Source organism: Ruegeria sp. YTSC192, from assembly GCF_059609705.1.
This window is the reverse complement of the sequence record NZ_JBXWMG010000012.1, coordinates 17,200-32,838: the sequence shown is the minus strand read 5'-3', so window position 1 is coordinate 32,838 and position 15,639 is coordinate 17,200. Positions and strand designations below refer to the sequence as shown.

17 protein-coding genes are annotated in these 15,639 nt (G+C 59.7%); 10 read left to right on the top strand and 7 right to left on the bottom strand.

Annotated elements, in window-relative coordinates; translation table 11 throughout:
- Positions 1–38 precede the first annotated feature (38 nt).
- The 5 genes from AC2FD8_RS16230 to AC2FD8_RS16210 are packed head-to-tail and all read left to right on the top strand — an operon-like array spanning position 39 to position 3,260.
- Entirely contained in the window at positions 39–641 is a 603-nt protein-coding gene (locus tag AC2FD8_RS16230) for a VOC family protein (protein WP_496857816.1), read from the top strand.
- Positions 638–1,126 (top strand): GNAT family N-acetyltransferase, encoded by a 489-nt coding sequence (locus AC2FD8_RS16225; protein WP_496857814.1) that lies wholly within the window; start codon positions 638–640, stop codon positions 1,124–1,126. The genes AC2FD8_RS16230 and AC2FD8_RS16225 overlap by 4 nt, the downstream gene beginning before the upstream one ends.
- Before the next feature lie 45 nt (positions 1,127–1,171).
- A complete protein-coding gene (locus AC2FD8_RS16220) occupies positions 1,172–1,852 on the top strand; it encodes a TerB family tellurite resistance protein (protein WP_496857812.1) in 681 nt (226 codons plus the stop codon).
- Between the two features lie 3 nt (positions 1,853–1,855).
- Positions 1,856–2,848, top strand: coding sequence for an endonuclease/exonuclease/phosphatase family protein (locus tag AC2FD8_RS16215; protein ID WP_496857810.1), 993 nt, complete (start codon positions 1,856–1,858; stop codon positions 2,846–2,848).
- A 37-nt stretch (positions 2,849–2,885) separates the two neighbouring features.
- Positions 2,886–3,260 (top strand): hypothetical protein, encoded by a 375-nt coding sequence (locus tag AC2FD8_RS16210; protein WP_496857808.1) that lies wholly within the window; start codon positions 2,886–2,888, stop codon positions 3,258–3,260.
- 7 nt (positions 3,261–3,267) lie between these two features.
- Here AC2FD8_RS16210 and AC2FD8_RS16205 read toward each other — a convergent pair whose 3' ends face one another.
- The 5 genes from AC2FD8_RS16205 to AC2FD8_RS16185 all read right to left on the bottom strand — a co-directional run bounded on the left by AC2FD8_RS16205 (position 3,268) and on the right by AC2FD8_RS16185 (position 9,053).
- Positions 3,268–4,812, bottom strand: coding sequence for a Ppx/GppA family phosphatase (locus AC2FD8_RS16205; protein ID WP_496857806.1), 1,545 nt, complete (start codon positions 4,810–4,812; stop codon positions 3,268–3,270).
- A gap of 49 nt (positions 4,813–4,861) precedes the next feature.
- On the bottom strand, positions 4,862–5,551 hold the full coding sequence (locus AC2FD8_RS16200; protein ID WP_496857804.1) for a P-loop NTPase family protein: 690 nt from the start codon (positions 5,549–5,551) through the stop codon (positions 4,862–4,864).
- Positions 5,552–6,625 (bottom strand): AI-2E family transporter, encoded by a 1,074-nt coding sequence (locus AC2FD8_RS16195; RefSeq protein ID WP_496857803.1) that lies wholly within the window; start codon positions 6,623–6,625, stop codon positions 5,552–5,554.
- Positions 6,626–6,714: 89 nt separating this feature from the next.
- Positions 6,715–7,689: an isopenicillin N synthase family dioxygenase gene (locus tag AC2FD8_RS16190; RefSeq protein WP_496857801.1), complete on the bottom strand. Its 975-nt coding sequence runs from the start codon at positions 7,687–7,689 to the stop codon at positions 6,715–6,717.
- On the bottom strand, positions 7,689–9,053 hold the full coding sequence (locus AC2FD8_RS16185; protein ID WP_496857799.1) for an FAD-dependent oxidoreductase: 1,365 nt from the start codon (positions 9,051–9,053) through the stop codon (positions 7,689–7,691). Before AC2FD8_RS16185 ends, AC2FD8_RS16190 begins: the two co-directional genes overlap by 1 nt.
- A 166-nt stretch (positions 9,054–9,219) precedes the next feature.
- Between AC2FD8_RS16185 and proS the strand changes: the two genes are divergently transcribed.
- Complete coding sequence (gene proS / locus AC2FD8_RS16180) at positions 9,220–10,560, top strand: proline--tRNA ligase (protein ID WP_496857797.1); 1,341 nt, start codon at positions 9,220–9,222, stop codon at positions 10,558–10,560.
- A complete protein-coding gene (locus AC2FD8_RS16175) occupies positions 10,544–11,425 on the top strand; it encodes a glycosyltransferase family 2 protein (protein ID WP_496857795.1) in 882 nt (293 codons plus the stop codon). Before proS ends, AC2FD8_RS16175 begins: the two co-directional genes overlap by 17 nt.
- Here AC2FD8_RS16175 and AC2FD8_RS16170 read toward each other — a convergent pair.
- The gene (locus AC2FD8_RS16170) at positions 11,422–11,778 is read right to left on the bottom strand and encodes a hypothetical protein (protein WP_496857793.1); all 357 of its coding nucleotides are present in this window, start codon (positions 11,776–11,778) and stop codon (positions 11,422–11,424) included. The two genes, AC2FD8_RS16175 and AC2FD8_RS16170, sit on opposite strands and share 4 nt — an antisense overlap.
- Positions 11,779–12,110: 332 nt before the next feature.
- Here AC2FD8_RS16170 and AC2FD8_RS16165 point away from each other — a divergent pair, with 332 nt between their 5' ends.
- From AC2FD8_RS16165 to AC2FD8_RS16155, 3 genes are all read left to right on the top strand, one after another.
- Complete coding sequence (locus AC2FD8_RS16165; RefSeq protein ID WP_496857792.1) at positions 12,111–13,097, top strand: DUF6492 family protein; 987 nt, start codon at positions 12,111–12,113, stop codon at positions 13,095–13,097.
- A gap of 76 nt (positions 13,098–13,173) precedes the next feature.
- The gene (locus AC2FD8_RS16160; RefSeq protein WP_496857790.1) at positions 13,174–14,469 is read left to right on the top strand and encodes a lipoprotein-releasing ABC transporter permease subunit; all 1,296 of its coding nucleotides are present in this window, start codon (positions 13,174–13,176) and stop codon (positions 14,467–14,469) included.
- The gene (locus tag AC2FD8_RS16155; protein WP_496857788.1) at positions 14,462–15,148 is read left to right on the top strand and encodes an ABC transporter ATP-binding protein; all 687 of its coding nucleotides are present in this window, start codon (positions 14,462–14,464) and stop codon (positions 15,146–15,148) included. The genes AC2FD8_RS16160 and AC2FD8_RS16155 overlap by 8 nt, the downstream gene beginning before the upstream one ends.
- Here AC2FD8_RS16155 and AC2FD8_RS16150 read toward each other — a convergent pair.
- Positions 15,132–15,569, bottom strand: coding sequence for a DMT family transporter (locus tag AC2FD8_RS16150; protein WP_496857786.1), 438 nt, complete (start codon positions 15,567–15,569; stop codon positions 15,132–15,134). The genes AC2FD8_RS16155 and AC2FD8_RS16150 overlap by 17 nt on opposite strands.
- Positions 15,570–15,639 lie beyond the last annotated feature (70 nt).

The following is a 15,639-nucleotide window of genomic DNA, read 5'->3' as shown; positions in this document are numbered from 1 at the left end:
TTTTGTTGTGTGCTTAGGGTGTCATCGTGGAGGGCGCGATGGAGTTGGATCATATTGCCGTGGCGGGTGCCACGTTGGAAGAGGCCACGGCGCATGTGGAAGACGCCTTGGGTGTCAGTCTCCAGGCGGGTGGCACACATGAAGCGTTTGGTACGCACAATCGGTTGCTTGGTCTGAAGGAGGGGCTGTATCTGGAGGCGATTGCCATCGACCCGGATGCACCTCGGCCCGACAGGACGCGGTGGTTCGATCTGGACCGGTTCGAAGGCGCGCCACGTCTGACCAATTGGATTTGCCGTGTCCCCGATATCGAGGCTTCTCTTGCCGTGTTTCCCGATGGTGTCGGGACGCCGATTGATTTGGCCCGAGGGGCTTTGCGGTGGCGTATGGCGGTGCCGCCAAATGGGCGTTTACCCTTTGACAACTTTTTTCCGGCGCTGATCCAGTGGCAGGGGGATCTTCATCCTGCGCGTATGTTGGAGGATCGAGGATGCCGCCTGAAACGTCTGGTTGTCTATCATCCGGATGCGTTGCGCCTGGCAGAGCAGCTGGGTCCGCTTGATCCGGTTGTCTTTGATACGGGTCCGGCGTCTATGCAGGCCGAGATCGAAACACCTTTTGGGGTACGTATTTTGGGATGAGGGTCCGTCAGGCCCGGCCATCGGACGCGGCAGAGATCGCTTTGATCTCCAACGCGATTATTCGCGACACATTGGTGACCTTCACCACCGATGAACGCAGCATTGAGTCGATTGCTCGTGATATCCAGGCGCGCAGGGCGGCCTATCTTGTGGCTGAGGATCAGGGGCACGTCATTGGCTTTGCAACTTATGCCCCGTTCCGATCCGGGCCGGGATATGCCAAGTGCCGTGAGCATTCGATCCAGCTGGCAGATGATGCGCGGGGCCGTGGCATGGGGCGTGCCCTGATGGAGCAGTTGCAGCAGGTGGCCCGCAGTGAGGGGGTGCATGTTCTGGTCGCCGGTATCTCGTCGGCCAACCCGGGGGCGATTGCCTTTCATTCCGCGCTTGGGTTTGCCGAGGTGGGGCATATGCCTGAGGTGGGGTGCAAATGGGGACGGTATCTGGATCTTGTACTGATGCAGAAAATTCTTTCGCCCGAATGATCTATCGCACCTGACAGTCCCGCAATGGGACGCTAAGTTACGCCCATGTCGATTTGGACCCGGATATCTGACGCGCTGAGTGCCCTTGCCCAAGGTGAGAGCCTGACAGCCATTTTCGAAAAGCTGCGCTCGCCGCCTGAACGCTCGGTGGCGTTTACCATCGCTGTGATTGCGCTGGGGGCCAAGATGGCAAAGGCCGATGGACAGGTCACGCGGGATGAGGTGACGGCCTTCCGCGACGTGTTCCAGATTGCGCGCGACGATGAGGAGGGCGCGGCCCGCGTCTTCAACATGGCCCGAACGGATGTGGCGGGGTTTCAGGACTATGCCCGAAAAATCGCGCGGATGTTCTCGGAAGATAGCACTACCTTGTGCGACCTGATGGAAGGGCTGTTTCATATCGCCATGGCTGACGGGTTCTATCACCCGAACGAGAATGAGTTTCTGGAAGAGGTTAGCCGAATTTTCGGACAGACGGACGCGCAGTTTCTGGCCCTGCGTGCGCGGTTTGTGCCGGATGCGCCGAACGATCCTTATGTGGTTCTGGGCGTCTCGCGCGATATGCCGGTTGCTGAGATCCGAAAGGTCTGGCGCAAGTTGGTGCGCGAAACTCATCCCGACGCAATGATGTCGCGCGGTGTTCCGGAAGAGGCGATCCGCCTGGCCGAGAAGAAGATGATCGACATCAACCGCGCCTGGGATGAGATCAACGGCGCTTCGGTCTGAGTGATGCGTCTGGCGACCTACAATATTGAATGGTTTGCCAACTTGTTTGATCGCAATGACAAACTGATCGTGGATGACAGCTGGTCGGGACGGCATGACGTAACCAAGGCCCAGCAGGTCGAGGCGATCGCCAAGGTCCTTACCGCGATTGACGCGGATGCGATTCTGGTCGTTGAGGCGCCGAATACGGGCAAACGGCAGAACACGGTGCGCGCATTGCAGGCATTTGCCGAAGTTTTCGACCTTCGCACCTCGCAGGCGATCATGGGATTTCCCAATGATACGCATCAGGAACTGGCGCTTCTCTACGACCCGGACGTTCTATCGGTACGCCATGATCCACGGGCGACAGATGATGCCCCGCGCTTTGACGCGGAGTTTCGCATCGATCTGGACGTTGATGCGACGCAGGACGTGGTGCGGTTTTCCAAGCCGCCTATGGAGCTGTCGGTTCAGACCAAAGCGGGGTTTGCGTTTCGCCTGATCGGCGCGCATCTGAAATCCAAGGCTCCGCATGGGGCGGGGTCGCGGGATGAGGCGATCCGCATCTCGATCGCCAACCGCCGCAAGCAATTGGCTCAGGCGATCTGGTTGTCCCGTCGGGTCGCGCATCATGTGGCCGGGGGCGATCCGGTGGTCTTGCTGGGGGATTTGAATGACGGGCCCGGGCTGGATGAGTTCGAGCATCTGTTCGGGCGGTCCTCGGTCGAGATCGTTTTGCAGGCGGGCCTTTTTGATCCTCATGCCGTTACCGCGCATGGGCCGCGCCCCGGGTCGGTGCCTTCGACCGCGCGGTTTGCGCGACCCGAGAAAGGCACGTTCCTTGAGGCGTTGCTGGACTACATCATGGTCAGCGCGGATTTGCAGTCCCGTCGGCCCGTCTGGCGCATCTGGCATCCGTTTCAGGATGCCGACTGCCGGGCCAAACCCGAGCTGCGCGAGGCCCTGTTGACTGCCTCGGATCACTTCCCGGTCACGCTGGATTTTGAGCTGTGACCTTTCAACCGGGCGCGGAAGGACTTATATTCAGCATATGAAACATGTTCTGATGATCGGCGCGGTGGCGGTCGCTTTTGCATTGCCCGCAACGGCCGAGGAAGAAGATGCCCCAACCTTGATGGAGCAGGGGGCCGAGTTGTTTTTCGAAGGCCTGCGCCGCGAGATGGAGCCGGCTTTGGATGAGCTGCTTGGCCTTGCCGATCAATTTGGTCCCGCGATGCAATCCTTCATGCAGGAAATGGGCCCCGCGCTGGCAGAGCTTGCAGCCGAGGTAAAGGATTGGAGCGTCTACGAGATGCCCGAGATCCTTCCAAATGGCGATATCATCATCCGCAAGAAACAGACCGAAGATGCGCCGGAAACGCCTGAAGCTTTGCCTGAGGCTCCGGACGGAGCCACAGACATCTAGGGGTAGTTCAGCCCTTGATGACCACACGCATTTCGGATTTCAGGGCATTTGCCAGTGAATTCAGGCGGGACTCGGCCACTTCGTTGAACAGCGGCTGCACGGATTTGGGCAACAGCAGATCAAGCTCACGCTTTTTGGGATAAAAGCGAAGCTTGCCCACATGTGCGTCGCTGTCCATGCACAACATGGCCCCGAACCGCATCGCCTTGCCCAGAATCTCGGCCTGTTTCTGGTCCTTTTCATCCAGCAACTCGTAAAGCGGCGCAAATCGGTTGCCTTCGCGCTTGTTGCGATAGCGATGTTGCAGCGCAAGGCCTATGAAAACGCGTTCTGAGTGTTTCAGCCCCCCGAGATTGGCGCGGGTGACATAGTCGAAACAGACCTCGGCCCGGTAGTCGGGATGCGCACGCCAGCTGACATCGTGCAAGAGGCAGGCGGCCTTGATCAGACGGACCTGCGTCGCAGGTGCTGACTTGAACAACGGCATCACAAATTCGAACAGCGTGCGACCCATGCCCGGCAGACGGGCGTCTTTCGCCTCGGAAAAACGGCTGGCCTCAATCAAGGGGTCGCGGTCGCGTTGTTCCTGCGACATCTGCTCATAAAGCAGGCCTTCCCGGATACCATAGCTTGAGATCGCGATGTCCTTGGGCTTGAAGGTGCGGATCAGCCGCGCAAGCACGTCCATTGCATAAGGGATCAACGCCATACGAGAGCTTGAGACCCCGGCCTGACTGCGCAGTTTGTCATGATCGTTCGCGTCGATGAACCTGATCGTTTCGCGCACTTGCTTGGTGGTCATACGGTATTCGTGCAGGACGTTCAGCGGATAGCCCTGCCGCAGCATGTCGAGCCGGGCAAAGGCACGCCAGCTGCCGCCTACCAGAAACAGTCGGTCGCGCTGCTGGCCCATTTGGCTGTGCAGCTCTTCCATGGTGGATTTGATGTGGGCCTTGCGCGCACGGCGCCCGCCCTTGATATCGCGCAGTTTCAGCGGACCAAGGGCCGAGGTCACGCGGCGGCCAACATCGCCGCCTCCGATCTCGGCCAGTTCCATGGATGAGCCACCAATGTCGCAGATCAGGCCATACGCTCCGGGCCAGCCCAGCATAACGCCCTGGGCCGAAAGACGCGCCTCTTCCTGACCGTCGATTACGGCCACATGCAGGCCGGTTTTTGCCTTCACGTCCTGACAGAATTCGGACCCGTCTTTCGCCTCACGCACGGCTGCGGTGGCTACGACATGTAGCCCCGGCAGGCCGAGGTCCTCTGCGATCCGCTGAAAACGCTGCAGGGCGGCCATCGCCCTCTCACGCCCACGTGGATTCAGGTGGCCGGTCTCGGACAGTCCCGCGCCCAGCTCGCACATGACCTTTTCGTTGTAGAAATAGGCAGGCGAACGGGCCGCGCCATCAAAGACGACCATCCGGACCGAGTTCGATCCGACATCGACCACGCCCACCCGCGACAGCGCACTTGTGCCGGGGTCGTCGAACAGAGGTCTTCCGAAAGGCCCCCAATCAGGAATGTCGGTTTCGACTGTCTGGTCCATGTCTTACCCGGAAATTTCGCAGTCAGAATGCGCAATTGGCGCGCTTGGGTCAATCATTCGTATCGCCTTTGTCCGGGTCCGTTTTCAAGACGCGGATCGCCAAGGCGCGTGTGATATCGCGTTTCTCGGACAGCGCGAATTCGTCCAGCTGCGCGACCACATCGGCGGCGGTTTCAAAGCGTCGATCCATGTGCTTGACCAAATAGGCAATCACCTCGGGGCCAGGGTTCAACTGCCGGTCGACAAACAGTTTCGCAAGCACTGCGCAAAGTAGTGCATCATCCGGCGGGTCGAGCGCCACGTGATGCGCGCCTTCGACCCGGCTTTGCAGATCTGCCAGCGGCAATTGCCAGAACTTCGGGGCCAGACGACCCGTCATCAGCAGGGCGTGGCCCTCGGCCAGTACAAGGTTGTGTAGGTGAAACAGCACTTTCTGCTGCTCGATATCGCCCGCGATCATCGGAACGTCCTCGACCGCAATCGGGCTGCGTGCCAGATCGGGCACGTCCTCGTAGCGCAGAGCCCCGGCTTTGATGATACGCCCGCCCGTCTCGGCCGCCCACACATGGGCCAAATGGGTCTTGCCCGCGCCAGCCGGGCCACTCAGCACCAGTTTGTTGCCGGGCCAGGAGGTGGCCGATATCATCGCAACCGCAAGCGCGTTCGCCGGAGAAACAAAGAAATCCTCTCGCCCCAGCGCGGTTTTTGCGGGCAAATCGAAGCTTAATTGTCGGGCCATTTACGCGTTGTCCTGATCCTGGCTTTCGAGGCCGGTATAAAGGCGGCTATCCAGATAGACCGATGTACCAAACCGAGCCAGCACACCCAACGCTGCGGCAACGGGAACGGCGACCAGCATCCCGACAAAGCCGAACAGTGCGCCAAAGACCGACAGGGCCAGCAACAGCCAGACCGGGTGCAAGCCGACCGAGCTGCCGACCAGTTTGGGCGTCAGGAAGTTGCCCTCGGTCACCTGTCCCAGCGCAAAGATGCCTGCGACCAGCCCGATATGCGCCCAATCCCCCCAGAACTGGAACAGCGCCAGCCCGATGGCCAGAGTGCCGCCGATCAAAGCGCCCAGATAGGGGATAAAGGTCACCAGCCCGGCGATGAAGCCGACGATCAGGCCAAATTGAAGGCCCACCAGCATCAGGGCAACGGCATAGTAGGTACCAAGAATCAGACAGACCGTGCCCATACCCCGCACGAATGAGGCCAGCACATTGTCGATCTCGCCTGCAAGGCGTTTGATGGTGGGGGCGTGGTCTCGGGGCAGCAGCTCTCCGATCCGGGCGATCATGCGATCCCAATCCAGCAGCATATAGACCGAGACGACTGGCACGATGACAAGCAACACCACCACGTTGAGCGCCGAACCAAGCGAGGCCACAACAGATTGCAGCACGTCTCCGGTCTTGGATTTTAGCGTCTCACCCAGCCCGACCAAGAACTGGTGCGAGCTGGATTCGCGGTCCAGAATCGACGGGAACTGTTTTTCGATGAAGGCGCGCAGTTCCTGGAACAAGCTGGGCAATACGTCGATCAGTTCGATCAACTGCGTGACCAGAGCCGGCACAACCATCAGAATCACAATAACAAATGCAAGGACCCCAACCACGGTGATGATCCCTGTGGCGGCCATCCGCGACAGCCCCAGCTTTTCCAGCCGATCCGCGACAGGATCAAGGAAATAGGCGATTGCGCCGCCGATCACGAAGGGCAGCAGAACATCGCCCAAGGCCCACAGGATCACGACAAAGACGACGGCGGCGATGCCCCAGTATCTTAGCTGATCCTTAACCGGCAAAGCCATGACGCATCCCTTTGTTGCACAGCGCTACCATGTTCTTGGCCCATGCCGCGCGGCGATGCAAGCGGTTCATGGGCCTCGGTTTCTGCGGGTCAGTCGGTCAGCGTGCCCAGTTCCGGAGTATCCCCCTTTGCGGTTTCGTCAGGCCAGTTGGTGCGCCAGATTTCAGCGGACCAATGGCCGCAATGCACCGCCGGTCGGTCAAAGCCGGGCAGGGCGGGCAGCAGAGGTTCAACAACGACATCATGGCGCGGAACGGCGAAATAGGGGAACGAATACCGCTCGCGCCCTGACCGGTTGACCACGCGGTGCGGCGTGGATTTCAATCTGCCGCCCGACCACAGTTCCAACATGTCGCCGATATTGACAACAAAGCCGCCTGGCGGGCAGTCGGGCGTGATCCAGTCACCGGTGCGGGTTTGCACCTCTAGCCCACCGACGGGGTCTGGAGCGATGATGGTCAGGGCATCCGTGTCCTTGTGCGGGTGGATGCCATAGCCGCCCTCATCCGGTGCCTGCGGAGGGTAATGCAGCAGGGTCATGTTTGTCATCGGATCGCGGAATGCGTCGCGCAATTGGCGTTTCGGCAAACCCAGCCCGGTTTCGAGTGCCGCGAGCAGAAGGTCTGCCACGTCATCCAGCATCGACCAGTAGGTCAGGATGACATCGCGCGACCGCGGCACTTCGACCGGCCAGATGTTTGGGCCGTACAGCCCGCAGTCTTGACGGATCGCAGCATCGGCGTCGACTTCGTGATGCAGCTTGTAGCCTTCGTATTTGTCGGCTTCGCCCGAGCCGTCGTTGGGCGTGAAGAACCCCATTGGGATAAACCCGCGATAGTTCTCGCGAGTGATGGCTTGTTGCCATTTAGCGGCCTCTTCAACCGCGAAGATCGCGCGCGCCGTGTCGCGCACTTCATCAACAATTGCTTGGGGAATGCCAGTGCCTGTGATGGACAGAAAGCCGATCTCAGTGCAGGCTTCCATGATCTGTTGTACGGTTTGGTCCCGATCAGGATGCGTGGCGCCGCGCAGAGGGCTGAGGTCGATTGTCGGGATATACTCCATCAATGAATCCTGACGCCTTGCCGGTCCAATTCAGCGTGAACAGGGGCGAGGTTCATGCTGTGCAGGTCCTGATTGCTTTTCAGCGACAACGCCGCCGCGATACCGGCCCCTTGCCCCATGACCGCGCAGCACGCCATGTTGCGCGTGGCCGCATGGGCGACCTTGTCTGCCCCATGCGAGCGTCCGGCAACCAAAAGCCCCTTGATCCCCTTGGGCAGCATCGACCGGTATGGCACCTGCATATAGCGGCCAGTGGTCGGCAGGATCAGGATGCCATAACCATCGATGAACTCGGGATAGATGCCGATCGTGTCCTCGAACCGGCCCTGATGGCGCGCGTCATTTTCGGTCATGTTGTAGATCGCGTCGATCTTGCGGGTGTCGCGGATGCCGATGGTCATGCCAAAATTCCGCAGCCGCGCGTTTTCGCAGCCGGGCATGAAGCGACGCAGCGCCTCGATGGCGAGCATGGACTGACGCCGGCCCTCAATCTCACCCATTGTCAGACTGTCGGGGTCGGTGCCGTCGATTTCAGCCAGATGGATGAGATTCATATAGGTCAGCTCGCCCGTGTCGTGCATTGCGCCCCAAGTGCCTGCGATCGTGTTCAGATGAGGCGGGATCAGACCCTCGTCAATTGCCTGCTGAAAGGGCTTGTGAACGAAGGGCGAGAACATGTCGTCCTCTTTGCCCGAGGTTTCAATGTTCCATTCACCACCACCGCCCCAATCCTTGTAGGTCTGCGGATCGCTTTTGACGCCTTCCATAAAGGCGCGTTTGTCGACGCCAGCCAGATGGAACATGACCGACGCGGCCATCATGTCCTCACGCGGGGTCTTGTGGGTGGGGGCACCGGCGCGGTGGGCGACATCGGCGTCTCCGGTCGCGTCGATCACGACGCGGGCCAGAATCGCCTCGCGCCCGGCTTTGGATTCGGTGATGATGCCGGTGATCCGGTCGCCGTCCATGATGGGGGCGACGAACTGACGGTGCAGCATCGGATGCACGCCCGCCTCTTCGACCAGCTTGTCAGCCACCAGCTTGAACCCTTCGCTGTCCAGCTCATAGCTGAGCGACTGGCTTTCCGGCACGGCGGCGCCCATGTCCTTGGCGCGGGTTTCGAACTCCATACCGATGCCGCCTGCCTCGACGGTCTGTTCATGGCGATACCAGGCGAATCCTTCGACCCCCACGGCGGTGATATTGCCGCCCATGCAGCCAAAGCGGTCGACCAGCGACACTTCGGCCCCCGCACGTGCAGCGGCCAACGCGGCGGCAAGCCCTGCGGGGCCAGAGCCTACGACCAGAACATCCGTCTGGTGAACGACAGGAATTTGACGGGCGGGTTCCGAGATTGTCTGCATCGGGGCCTCATGTTTTAGACATTCAGGCCACATTTGATTTTTTTGACTGGCGGGTCAATAAAAATGCGACCGCGTCGGGGTCGTAAAACGGCATTGCGTGATTGCCCCCGGCGAGGCTTTGGCATAATCACCATGCAGCGAAATTCTCACCTTTGAAGGTCATCCCATGCGCCTGAGCCGTTACTTTCTGCCCGTTCTCAAGGAAAACCCCTCGGAGGCCCAGATCGTCAGCCACCGGCTGATGCTGCGTGCGGGGATGATCAAGCAGGCTGCTGCTGGGATCTATTCCTGGCTGCCGTTGGGCTTCAAGGTTCTGCGCAAGCTGGAAAACATCGTGCATGAGGAACAGGCGCGCGCTGGGCATATCGCAATCCAGATGCCGATCCTGCAATCGGCGGACCTGTGGCGAGAATCCGGTCGCTATGATGACTACGGCCAAGAGATGCTGCGCATGCAGGACCGCCACGGGCGCGACATGCTGTATACGCCAACGGCCGAGGAATTGGTGACCGATATCTTTCGCGGACATGTCAGCAGCTACAAGGACCTGCCGCTGACCCTCTATCAAATCCAGTGGAAATTCCGCGATGAAATCCGCCCGCGTTTCGGCGTGATGCGGGGGCGTGAGTTCTACATGAAGGACGGCTACAACTTCGACCTGACCAAAGAAGACGCGCTGCACGCCTATAACCGTCATTTGGTCAGCTATCTGCGTACCTACGAACGCATGGGTTTGCAGGCGATTCCGATGCGCGCCGATTCCGGCCCCATTGGTGGCGATGACACCCACGAATTCCTCGTGTTGGCCGAGACGGGTGAGTCCGAGGTCTTCTATGACAGCGCGGTCACTGACCTGACCTTTGGCGACCGTCAGATCGACTATGACGACCGCGCGCAGTGTCAGGCGATCTTGGAAGAGTTCACCTCGAAATACGCGCGCACCGACGAAACCCATGATGAGGCTCTGTTCAACCAGATCCCAGAGGAGCGCCGACGCGTGGCGCGCGGGATCGAAGTGGGGCAGATCTTCTACTTCGGCACGAAATATTCCGAGGCGATGGGCGCAACCGTCCAAGGCCCCGATGGCAAACCGACCCCTGTTCACATGGGCAGCCACGGCATCGGTGTCAGTCGCTTGATCGGCGCGATTATCGAGGCCAGCCATGACGACAAAGGCATCATCTGGCCCGAGGGCGTGACCCCGTTCCACTGTGGCATCGTCAACCTGAAACAGGGTGATGAAGAGGCGGATGCGGCTTGTGACAAGCTCTATGGTGCTCTTACAGCACTGGGGCTTGAGCCGCTTTATGACGACCGTAAAGAACGTGCAGGGGGCAAGTTCGCCACCATGGACCTGATCGGCCTGCCATGGCGCATCACCGTCGGGCCGCGCGGCCTGAAGAACGGTGTGGTCGAGCTGACCTGCCGCCGCACAGGCGAAAGCGAAGAGCTGAGCCCCGAAGCCGCCGTCACCAAAATTGCCGGGATTTATGAGCAGATCGCCTGATCCGCTCATCTCGGTCATCACCGCGACCTACAACCTGCTGTCCCAAGGGCGGCAGGACAGTTTCAAAGGCGTTGTCGATTGTATGCAGCGCCAGAATTGCGCGCGGGCCGAGCATATAGTTCAAGACGGCGCCTCAACCGACGGCACCGTCGCTCTGTTGTACGAGTTGACTGAAGGGATGCCGCGCACGAGTGTGATCAGTGAACCGGATGGCGGTTTGTATGACGCGATGAACAAGGGCGCGCAGGCGGCAAAGGGTGAGTACCTCTTGTTCCTGAACTCCGACGACTCGCTGGCCTCGGATGATATCCTCAATCAAGCCGCAGATCGGCTGCAGGCGACGAAACCGGATTTCCTGTATGGCTCAACGCTGCGCCGTTATGAGGATGGCGGCGAGACGATGGAAAAGCGGATGTCGCTGAAAGCCATCCTGCAGCGCATGCCGTTCTGCCATAACTCGGTCTTTATTCGTCGTGATGTGTTTCAGGCGCTGGGCGGGCACGATAGCCAATTCCGTATCGCTGCCGACTATGACCTGATGCTGCGCCTGATCGGTTCGGGCTATCAAGGCGAGCGTATGGATGAGCCGATTTCACTGTTCTGGGATCGTGGCGCGACCAGTGATCAGGATGCGACCGGCAAAGATTACGCCCGGGTCTGGATGAACTACTACGCGGGGTTCAAATCCGCGAAAGCGCTGACTCTGGACGATTTAGCCGGGTTCTATCGACGTGGCCACATGCCGGCCGGTCTGATCTGGGAACTCTTGCGCCGATCCGGAACGTCCGAGCCGATCAAGATCGCCGCGCGCCACAGTCTGGCAAAAACCCTGCGCCGATCCGTTCAATTCTGGCGCAGTTACTAGGCCTGTGCCACCGGACGCGCAGTCAGAATGTCGCCGTCTGCGCGGTTTCCACGGGCCACAACGATCGGGCGCCCCATGCGACGTACCAGTTCCCGAAGCTCAAAGCCCAGAAACCGTATTCCACAGACGTGGATGTCGGTGTCGCGGTCCGTCACGCAAAGGCGCCCTTCGCGAAAGGCAAGGCGATAGCCTTTGTCCCTCAGGACCTCGGCCAGATTGTTCCAGCTAACTGCGCTGGCAAAGATCGGTCGGATCGCGGCACGAAGCAGTGCCGCAGTCTCACAATCCAGATCTGATGAAGGTTTGTGGGCCAAAATCGGGCCCATCCCAAGTGTTGTATTTTGAATATTCATGAGCGACCCCCGCTCTTTTAAATGTGTTCCCCCAAAGTCAGGGTGACAAAGTTTCCGTTACTAAGCAAAAAATGAAATAAAATTGCTTAACTATTGTGGCATTTTGAGTTCAGTGCCTCACGCAATGCCGATATTGACTTCATAGATGAAACAATAGCTGTCTGTCTGTGAAGGGTGTCACAACCTCTGGTGTAACCGTTTGGCGGGCAAGATTACTTTTACATTGCCAGAGGATCGGCAAGTGATTCGTTTCGAAGGTGAGATTGTGCAAATTTGACCTCGGCGGATTTGCTGTTAGACGAGGGCACGCCCCAGAGAAAGGCCGCAAGTTCGTGCTGAGTTTCGCCACTATCGTCTATTCCAAGGATTATCCGCTGCTGAGGCTTCAGGCGATGTCTATGGCCCGGTTTGTTGCGCCGGATCAGGTGGCCTCGATCCATGTTGTTCTGAACGATGTGGATGAGGTCGGGCTGGCCGCCAAGATCGAACCGATCCTTCAGCACTACGGTCCGCTGCGCCCTAAGGTGCGCGTTCTGATGGGTGAAGATGTCCTGCTGGGCGAAGGGCACACTGCAAGGCGGCCTCTTAAAGATCGGATCCTGATCGAAAACCGCTATCGCCTTCCCCTGATCCGCAAAGGCGGATGGCGGGGCAACAATGGCTACCGCATGCAGCAAGTACTGAAACTGGGCGCGGCGCGGGTGGCAGAGGCCGAGAGCATCGTCATTCTCGACACCAAGAACCTGTTCCTGCGGTCGTTCGAAGAAAGCGAGTTCTTCTCACCCCAAGGACAAGCCCGCATCCAGTTCATGCCGGTTCACAGCGACTATCACCGCAACTGGTTGCTCCAGAGCCTTGAGGCTTTGGATGTAGAACAAACGCTGACAGACGACCTGCGCACCACGACGTTTTCAACGCCTTTCCCGGTGCGCCGGACGCTGGTTCTTTCGTTGCTTAATGAGATCAATACGCGTTACGGCTCGGTTCAGGCGCTGTTTGCGTCGAAACGGCGGCCATCGGAATTCATGTTGATGAACGCGTTTTGCCTGAAGTCACCTGATGGCTATGCGCCGTGGTTCGAACCCGCTGACCCTGCGCATATCGGGATGTGGCCGACCTATTCCGCGGATGAGTTGGCCAATCTGGTCGCGCGGCTGCAGGACGACAGATCGCTGACCCTCGGGCTGCACAACAGGGCGGTTGCGAACCTTCCGGAGGACTTGCGCGCGCAGGTCTATGCGGCCCTTGAAATGCGCGGTATTTGCGATCGGCAAGTGACCGAAGAGGTTCTAAAGCAAACTTCCGCGCTGTCGGGCTGACCCATAGAAACAAGCGGCTTGACCCTTGGGCGAAATGCCGAAAGGGTCGCGCCAAACCAAAAAAACCGGAGCAGGCATGGCCAAAGCACCCCCGCCTTTCGCCCCTTTTGAATGGAAGATCGCCTGGCGCTACCTACGCGCGCGCCGGGCCGAGGGCGGCGTCAGTGTAATGACCTGGATCTCGTTGATCGGGATCACGCTGGCTGTTTTTGCCCTGATTGCGACACTTGCGGTGCGCTCGGGGTTCCGGGCGGAATTCGTAGGCACCATTCTGGGGGCCAACGCGCATGTGACGGTCTATTCCTCGGGTGAGATCGACGCGCAGGGGCGGGTCGACCGGACGATTGCGGACTTTGAGGAAAGAGCAACGCGACTGGCGCAGGTGCCCGGCGTTGAACGGGCCGCAGCTTTGGTCAAAGGGCAGGTGCTGATCACCAACCGCGACCGCAGCAGTGGGGTTCAGGTATTCGGCATGCGACCGAACGATCTGCGCGACCTGCCGGGGATCGCCCAAAGCGACGAGGCCATTGGCGATCTCTCCCAATTCCAGACCGGTGAGGACGTCATCGCCATCGGTTCCGGCGTAGCGCGCAGCATTGGTGCCACTGTCGGCGATACCATCAAATTGACTTCGCCGAATGGGGTCAAAACCGCCTTTGGAACCTCGCCACGCGTGAATGCATATCGGGTGGTCTATGTGTTCTCGGCCGGGCGCTACGATATTGACCGCACGCGGGTCTATATGCCGTTCTCACAGGCGCAGAGTTTCTTCAACCGAGAGGGCGTTGCCGACGAGATCGAGGTCATGGTCGAACGTCCCGAAGACCTGAGCCCGATTCTGATCCCGATCCTTGAGGCCGCAGGCGAGCGCAGTCAGATCTGGACGTGGCAGGATGCCTCGGGCGGGTTCTTGAGGGCGCTGGAGGTCGAGGACAACGTGATGTTCATCATCCTGTCGATCCTTGTTCTGATTGCGGCGATGAACATCGTCTCGGGCCTGATCATGCTGGTCAAAAACAAGGGCCGCGACATTGGTATCCTGCGCACCATAGGTCTCAGCGAAGGCTCGGTCCTGCGGGTGTTTTTCATCTGCGGCGCGTTCACGGGCATCATTGGCACGCTCATGGGCGTGATCCTTGGTTGCCTGTTCGCGCTTTATATCGACCCGATCTTTTCGTTTGTGAACTACGTCATGGGCGGCGGTGTCTGGGACCCGTCGATCCGCGGAATCTACGCCTTGCCCGCTGAACTTCACCTGAGCGACGTTCTCAAGGCGGTTGGCCTGTCTCTGGGCCTGTCTTTTCTGGTCACCTATTTCCCCGCCCGCCGCGCCGCGCGGCTGAACCCGGTTGAGGCGCTGCGCTATGAGTGATGTGAGCTTGCGGTTGAAGGGCCTGACTAAAACGTACCTTCAAGGTACTCCGGGCGAAGTGCAGGTTTTGCGCGGGATTGATCTGGAGCTTAAGGCGGGTGAGGCTGTTGCCCTTGTTGCGCCGTCGGGCGCGGGCAAGTCGACCCTGTTGCATATCGCCGGGCTGCTGGATACGCCGGACAACGGCACGGTCGAGATCGCGGGGCAGAACCTCGCAGGAAAAGGCGACCGCACGCGTACGGCGGTTCGGCGTCAGGACGTTGGGTTCGTCTACCAGTTTCACCACCTGCTGCCCGAGTTCACAGCGCTTGAGAACATCACTCTGCCGCAACTCGCCAATGGTGTGTCCGAACGCGATGCGCAGGGCAGGGCGATGTCCCTGTTGGACCGCGTCGGTGTTGCCCATCGCGCCGATCACCGTCCGGCGGCGCTGTCCGGGGGGGAACAGCAGCGGGTCGCGTTCTGTCGCGCTTTGGCAAACGCGCCGCGCGTTTTGCTGGCGGATGAGCCGACGGGTAACCTTGACCCGGATACATCGGATCAGGTGTTTGAGGCCCTGATGACCCTGGTGCGCGACCAGGGCCTGTCGGCGCTGATCGCCACGCACAATCTGGACCTGGCCGCGCGGATGGACCGGATCGTCAGGCTGGATGGTGGAGTGCTCAAGCCAGTTGCGTGATCGCTACCCCGATTGCCATCACCGCAATACCGCCTGCGCGCATCAAGGTGAGCGGTGTGACCTGCGCGCCGAACAGGCCGAAATGGTCAATGGCGGCCGTGCTGATCAATTGCCCCAGTAGGACAAAGAACACGGCATTGCCGACGCCGAAATGCGGGGCGACATGGGTGATCGACAGGACATAGAAGGCAACCAGAACGCCCGCCAGCAACAGGTGCTTTGGGGCCTGTGCCACTTTTGAAAGCGCCTCAAAACCGGGAAAGACCACCATCACCAGAGCGGAAAACCCGAAGGCGATGGCGAACAGGATCACCGCCGCTGTGGTCGGCGAGCCGATAAGCTTGCCGAGCGCTGCATTCAAAGCTGCAAGGATTGGGACTCCGATCCCGGCGGCCAACATGATGGCTGCGTATTGTGTCATGGCCCGAACCCTCTTTCCCCGTCTTCGTTGATCTGGATCATTGCGCCAAGCCGCGCAGCGGGCAAGCCTG